The sequence below is a fragment of the Arthrobacter ginsengisoli genome, assembly GCF_031456935.1.
In the GTDB taxonomy this organism is placed as follows: domain Bacteria; phylum Actinomycetota; class Actinomycetes; order Actinomycetales; family Micrococcaceae; genus Arthrobacter; species Arthrobacter ginsengisoli.
The window spans coordinates 1-1,820 of the sequence record NZ_JAVDVQ010000060.1 but is presented as its reverse complement, the minus strand read 5'-3'; the positions used below and the strand labels follow the sequence as shown (position 1 = coordinate 1,820).

3 protein-coding genes are annotated in these 1,820 nt (G+C 64.6%); all 3 read right to left on the bottom strand.

All coding sequences use genetic code 11. The annotated features are described in order from the left end of the window. Positions 1–9 precede the first annotated feature (9 nt). On the bottom strand, positions 10–405 hold the full coding sequence (locus J2X01_RS21925) for a cupin domain-containing protein (protein WP_310062665.1): 396 nt from the start codon (positions 403–405) through the stop codon (positions 10–12). A gap of 46 nt (positions 406–451) precedes the next feature. Then, positions 452–871: a nuclear transport factor 2 family protein gene (locus J2X01_RS21920; RefSeq protein WP_310062663.1), complete on the bottom strand. Its 420-nt coding sequence runs from the start codon at positions 869–871 to the stop codon at positions 452–454. Positions 872–873: 2 nt separating this feature from the next. Beyond that, positions 874–1,820: 3-carboxyethylcatechol 2,3-dioxygenase (locus J2X01_RS21915; protein ID WP_310062659.1), on the bottom strand; the 947-nt coding region annotated here is incomplete at its 5' end.

Below are 1,820 nucleotides of genomic sequence, written 5' to 3'. Positions count from 1 at the left end.
GTACTGCTTTCATTGTTCGTATCCTTGGTGTTCGCAGAGGCTGAGGTAGTCCTCGCGGACGGGCGCGAAGACATCGATGTTCAGCGCTTTCTCCTCGCCCAGGGGCTCGGCACAGTGCGGCACACCTCCCGGGATGTGGAGGACGGCCGGGGCGGTGAGGTCGAAGACCTCGTCGCCGACGTAGAACCTCATGGCCCCGGCCAGGACGTAGCTGAGCTGGTCGAAGGGGTGCGAATGCGGGCCTACCGTCTTGTATCCGGGTTCGAACCAGTTGACCGTCGTGACGGCCCCGTCGGACCTGATCCCGGTGCGGGAAAATCCCGGTCTGACCTGTTGCAGTTCCAGGTCATCGAGGTTGAACGCCTTGGCACCGGTGCGGGCGCCGTCGGTTGGTGTGGTGCTCATGAACTAATCTCTTTCAGCTGGAAGGGCGCATGCCGGGCCGTCATGATCAGGACTGGATCCGGAAGGCGCGCCGGATGATCCGGCGCCGGAATTTCCATTCCCCGGCGTCCTGGACGTATTCGTCCTCGTAGTCCCCGACCATGAAGGGAGCGGTGGCGCTGGTATCGGAGGTGTCGCTGCGGTACACGGTGGCACACACGGTGCCTTTGAGGGTTCCGTTGTCCCACACGAGCCGGTGGTTGGTCTCCACGTGGCGTGAGGTCCGGGCCAGCTTCACCCGGTCGGCTCCCCACGCTTGGAGGGCTTCCCTGCCGATCAGGTCCCGGGGCGGCAGGCCCAGCAGTTCCCCCTCTGCGGTGTAGAGCTCGTGCAGTGTGTCCGCGAATCCGTGGTCGAGTTTGTAAGCATGTTCAATGGTTAGCGCCTGGATGGCAGCGCGGGTTTCGAAATCTACGGGCTTTCCCATTCTCAGGCCTCCTTCGAGACTGCGGTCATCATCCCGAACCCGGTCATCCATTCCTGCACCGGCCAGTACCAGCGGTTCGTGACCGCATAGTCGCCGGCTGCTGACAGTGCGGCGTAGGCTGCGACCCAGGTACGGATTTCGTGCGCGGAGTGCCCGCCTTCCTTCTCCATCCATTCATTGGTCCAGTCGTCGGTGGCCGACACATCGCCGTCCGACAGGGTGTCCATGACCAGGGCATCGAACCCGGGGTTGATTTCCTGGAAGGTCCCGGCGCCTGCGGCGTGGGCCTTTCCGGCCTCGATGACCCGGCGTTCGCGTTCGGCGCGCAGTTCAGGGGACGGATTCCGGCCGTCGATCAGGCGGGCGATGACCTCCGGGGAAGCTTCCTCCAGCCGGGGAACGGGCGGGTCGTGGGACAGGCCGCCGGAGCCGATGATGAGCACGCGCTTGTTCCAGGAGGCGATTTCCCGGCCGATCGCTTCGCCGAGGAGCCTGATGCGCTCCATCGGGCCCAGGGGCAGCCCGACCGCGTTGATGAAGACCGGGACGACCGGGTTCGTGTATCCCTTGCCGAAAATGAACTCCAGCGGCTGGGAAATCCCGTGGTCAACGTGCATGTCCTCGGACTGTGCGACGTCGACGCCGGCGTCCAGCACTGCCGCCGCCAGGGCACGGGCCGCTGTCCTGTCCACCGGAAGCGGACCGGGTTCGGTGCCCCAGTCCCCGACGGAGCGGGCAGCGGATCCGATGCAGAACGCCGGCATCATGTCGTAGAAGACACCGTTGTAGTGGTCCGGGCCAAAAACGATGGTGATCTCCGGGTCGAAGTCCTTCACGAAGGCCCGGGCCTGGTCAAAAGCGGCGTTGACTTCAGCCAGGGTTTCGGGTCCCGGATCGTTGATGCCGAACAACGGCGAATGGGACAGCGTGCACAGTGCAATGGTCATGG